The sequence below is a fragment of the Streptomyces sp. NPDC044984 genome, assembly GCF_040646935.1.
Taxonomy (GTDB): domain Bacteria; phylum Actinomycetota; class Actinomycetes; order Streptomycetales; family Streptomycetaceae; genus Streptomyces.
Genome location: NZ_JBEZBE010000090.1, coordinates 1 through 3,813, shown reverse-complemented (window position 1 = coordinate 3,813; position 3,813 = coordinate 1). Strand labels below are relative to the sequence as shown.

General features: G+C 69.2%; 3 protein-coding genes and 3 pseudogenes. 3 read left to right on the top strand and 3 right to left on the bottom strand.

The annotated features are described in order from the left end of the window. A pseudogene (locus AB0A94_RS38490) lies at positions 1-253 on the bottom strand (IS630 family transposase); the annotation flags it as partial. After that, a complete protein-coding gene (locus tag AB0A94_RS38485) occupies positions 250-789 on the bottom strand; it encodes a winged helix-turn-helix domain-containing protein (RefSeq protein ID WP_361751668.1) in 540 nt (179 codons plus the stop codon). The pseudogene AB0A94_RS38490 and the gene AB0A94_RS38485, both read right to left, overlap by 4 nt. A 147-nt stretch (positions 790-936) precedes the next feature. On the opposite strand from AB0A94_RS38485, the pseudogene AB0A94_RS38480 reads away from it, so the two are divergent. Together AB0A94_RS38480 and AB0A94_RS38475 are read left to right on the top strand one after the other, a co-directional pair. Then, a pseudogene (locus AB0A94_RS38480) lies at positions 937-1,106 on the top strand (helicase); the annotation flags it as partial. A gap of 5 nt (positions 1,107-1,111) precedes the next feature. Beyond that, positions 1,112-1,338: pseudogene (locus AB0A94_RS38475) on the top strand (chloramphenicol phosphotransferase); the annotation flags it as partial. A 135-nt stretch (positions 1,339-1,473) separates the two neighbouring features. Here AB0A94_RS38475 and AB0A94_RS38470 read toward each other — a convergent pair. Continuing rightward, positions 1,474-2,532, bottom strand: a complete 1,059-nt coding sequence (locus AB0A94_RS38470; protein ID WP_361751666.1) for an abortive infection protein — start codon at positions 2,530-2,532, stop codon at positions 1,474-1,476. A gap of 182 nt (positions 2,533-2,714) precedes the next feature. Between AB0A94_RS38470 and AB0A94_RS38465 the strand changes: the two genes are divergently transcribed. After that, complete coding sequence (locus AB0A94_RS38465) at positions 2,715-3,608, top strand: hypothetical protein (RefSeq protein ID WP_361751664.1); 894 nt, start codon at positions 2,715-2,717, stop codon at positions 3,606-3,608. Positions 3,609-3,813 lie beyond the last annotated feature (205 nt).

The window sequence follows — 3,813 nt, the reverse complement described above, 5'->3', positions numbered from 1 at the left end:
CGGCGATCAGCTCGCGCATGGCGAGGGAGACGTGGGTGTTCAGCCGGTCCCAGACCAGCACGATGGGCGCCTTGACGAGCTGGTGGACGCCGTCGGTCAGTGCGATGAAGTCCCGCTCGCCCATGCTGCGGCGCGTGCCCCTGCCCGCTCGGTGGGTGCGCAGGCGGTGGCACAGCCGGGTGCGGGAATCCGGCCGCATGGCGATCAGCCCGGCCACCGACAGGCGTCCCGAGCGTCGGCCGCTGACGGTCACGACCGGGGTGCGGCCGCGCCGGCCCCAGGTGCGTCCTTTGGGCGGCCGGCGGGTGAAGCCTGCCTCGTCCTCGAAGCAGATGTAGCCTCCGCAGGCCGCCCGGGCTCTTTTACCTCCGCCCAGGTCGCCTCCTTCCAGACGGTGACGGCCTGCTCGTCGCGCTCGGCGACCCTGCGTGCGGGGACCTGCGGGCTGAAGCCGAGCCGGTGCATCAGCCGCGTCGCCCCGGAGACGCTGTAGGAGACGTGGAACTTCCGGCCGATCAGCGTGGCCACCCGCGCCGCGGTCCACACCTGGTCCTCCACCCAGCCGTGCGCGGCCGGACCCTGCTCCAGATACCCGGCGAGCTTCTCCAGGCAGCGCGGGGACAGACGGCACCGCGACCCGCTCGGGCCACGGGAGGCCAGAGCCTGTACACCGCCGTCCCGCCACAACTGGTGCCACTGATAGGCCGATTTCAGGCTCACCCGCAGCCGCCGTGCCACCTCCGGCGGCTTGATCTCCTGCTCGAACAGCTCGGCCGCCTGCATCCGCACTGTCTCACGGCGCTGCCGACCCGCAGGGGTCAGCCCGCCCCCATCCGCATACCTCACACACCACGAAGTACAGCCACCACACCGATCCCGTCAGGGACTTCGAGGCGGTTCACCCTAACGAGCCGAAGTCAGTAACTGACCCGTTCCGGCGAGGACCAGGAGGACGACACGCAGGCCGCTGCCGAAGCGGCGCTGCTGCACTTCTCCAGCCTGCGCGACGCCGCGACATCGTGGCGTTCCTGCTCACCCGGGTCTACCGACCCGAGTCTCTGGTGTGGCTGGAGGGCGACCAGTCCCTGCTCCACTGGCGAGCGGAACGGTCTCCCAGCAGCGATAGCAGAACTCCTTGGGTGAACTGGGTGTGCTGTGGTCGGTGTCCGGTGTGACGCTGCGGTGGCCGCGGCGCGTGAGGTCGCACGTGGCGATCGGACTGTCGGGATGGCGGCCTCCCCGGTGGTCCACCGGGGCGTGACCTACGACCTGGAGGTGGACACCACGCGCACGGAGGCGATGGAGTGCGCGCGGACCATCGCCGCCCGGATCGAGTGATCGGCAGTCCTGCTGTCCGCCGCCGTGACCGCGTCGGCGGCGCGCGGGAGACGCCGTCTCGCCGGGGGAATGCTCTCCGGACCGTCTTCCCGAGACCGGCCACCGTCGAGATCACCAGACCGGCCGGCGTCGAGGTCACCCCGTCGACGGAGGAGGGGGTTCGGCGTCGCCGCCGGCTGCCAGCGCCTCGTATCGTCGTGCGACGGCGTGGAAGGCGGTCTTGGGTGCCCACTGCTCGCCGGCATTCGGCCCGGGGGCAGCGGGCCGCGTGACCTTGACGATGCCGAATCCGCCCATGTCGGCGTCAGTGGCACGATCGGCGGTGTGGATCAGCATGGGCTCACTGAAGGCGAACACGAACGCCCCATGGACGCCGACGGAGGCGAGCGTATCGATCGACTCGGTCAGGTAGTCGGCCTGCACCTGCTCGTCACGGACCACGTCGGCGGCGATGGCCGGAGGGTCGGTGCGGTGATCGAAGATGTCGTACCCCGATGCTCCGAGCCCGGCCGCCCCGCGATGGGCGCAGCAGCCGAACTCGGTGACCAGCACCGGCTTCTGGCCCTTGATGTGCCGCCGGATCTGATCGGCGTAGACCGATGAGTTCCGCGCGTCGCGGTAGGTGTCCAGGCCGACGTAGTCGAACCGGGACCAGTCGACCGACTCCCAGTCTCCCGCGCTGTACGTGACCGGGCCGTGGAAGGTTGCCCGTACGGCGGTCACCAGACGGTCGAGGAGCCCGTCGAGGGCTCGGTCGTACCTGGTCTTCCGCTGGTGGATGAGCCGGGGAAGCCGGCGGCCGCGCTGGGCGAACGATCGGCCCGGCACGATCCCCCGGCTGGTGAGGGTCAGTTCGCAGCCGACGTTGACCCCGACGCGGGCGCCCTGGACGCTCAGTCGTCGCGCGGCCGGCCCCAGACCGCGCAGGGCGGACTCGATCGTCTTGGGGCGGGCCTCGACGAGCCGGGGCTGGAGCCAGACGAACAGGTCGTACTCGGCGGCGATGCTCGCCGCTTCGATCAGTCGTCGCGGATCCGTGGCCATGACGGAGACGGCGTTGCAGGACAGGTCGTGCCGGATGACGGCCATGTCGCGACGCACATCGTCCAGGCGCCAGTGTGGGCGCGAGTGGAAGGTCTTCGCGTAGCGGACACCGGCGTCGTAGCACACACCTCGGACGGGGAGGAGGGTCATCGGCGCTCTCCTGTTCTGCCATCAGGTTTTCAACGCTACGTCAATTTTTTTGGTCATGGTGTTGGCTCACGGTTTCTCGCGTCGTACCGTGGTCGAACGGCTCCGCCGTCGGGCCTTCCACCGGCACCGACCCAGGAGACACGCCGCGCGAGCGATCCGAGCAGGGCGACGGAGGTTGGGGAATGCGCACCGAGAGCAGCAACGCCTTACCCGAGGAACCGCCTGAGCCTTCACCGAACAGACCTGCGCACCACCAGTCCGAGACTCCTGCTGACCTGCAGCCAGGGAGCGGCGCGCGGCAGACACGGACAAGGATCCTGGAAGTCGCCGGAGGTATGGTGGCCCTCCTCGGCGGACTCGTGGGGCTGGTGTTCGTGCTGTGGCCCGACGCCCAGCCCAAGCCCGAGCCCGACCCGCCGCCCCCTGTGGAGCTGGTCGATTCCGATGTCGACCGGGAGGAGAACGTCGTCGCCGATGTCGTCTTCGACGGTCAGGTCACCGACCGTTTCCACGACCGGGCCTCGGTGGTGAGTGCCACGCTCAGGAACAGGGGGGACGACCCGGTGCTCGTCACGCACGCCGTGGCGCGCATCACCGCGGTGGACGCCGTGGACTGCCCCTCGGGGGCGGGCGCGACCGACATCAAAGCGCGGTACGACTTCAAGGTGCCGGACGACGCGGCCAAGGGGTCGACGGTCTCGAGGAAGATGAAGTACACCCTCCCTCCGCACGCCCAGGAGCGCGTGGCCTTTACCATCGGGCCTCAGCGTTACGGGGAAGGGTCGGTACCACTGGTCTACACGTTCACCATCAGCCTGCACATGGATGACGGATCGACGGTCGTGGTGCCGGAGGTCACCTACTTGTCTCCCCTGACCCTTACCAAGGGCTTTCTCGCGCAGGCCGAACACGCGGTCAACCCCGGCCCCGGACTCACCGGCGGGCTGATGGATCCCGCTTGCGTGGTCCATCAGGCCCGGTCACTGGAACAACTGACCCGCTCGGCACCCCGCCCGTCGCCCGAGCTCGTCGAGTTCAGCAAGGAACTCTCACACATCGCTGCCACCCATGGATGACACGGCCGGCATCGCGCCTGCTGCGGTGGCAGCAACCTCCGCTCCTTCCCCGGTCGGACCGGACGGGCGGTGCCGCTAGGCGCAAGCCCACGAATACACGCAACCGCTGACTGAGGCTGATCCTTTGGAGTGGACACCCTGACAATGGATCTTGATGGTCCAGGGAGGGATGTCCAGGTGGGACGCAAGTCTCCGTATCCGGAGG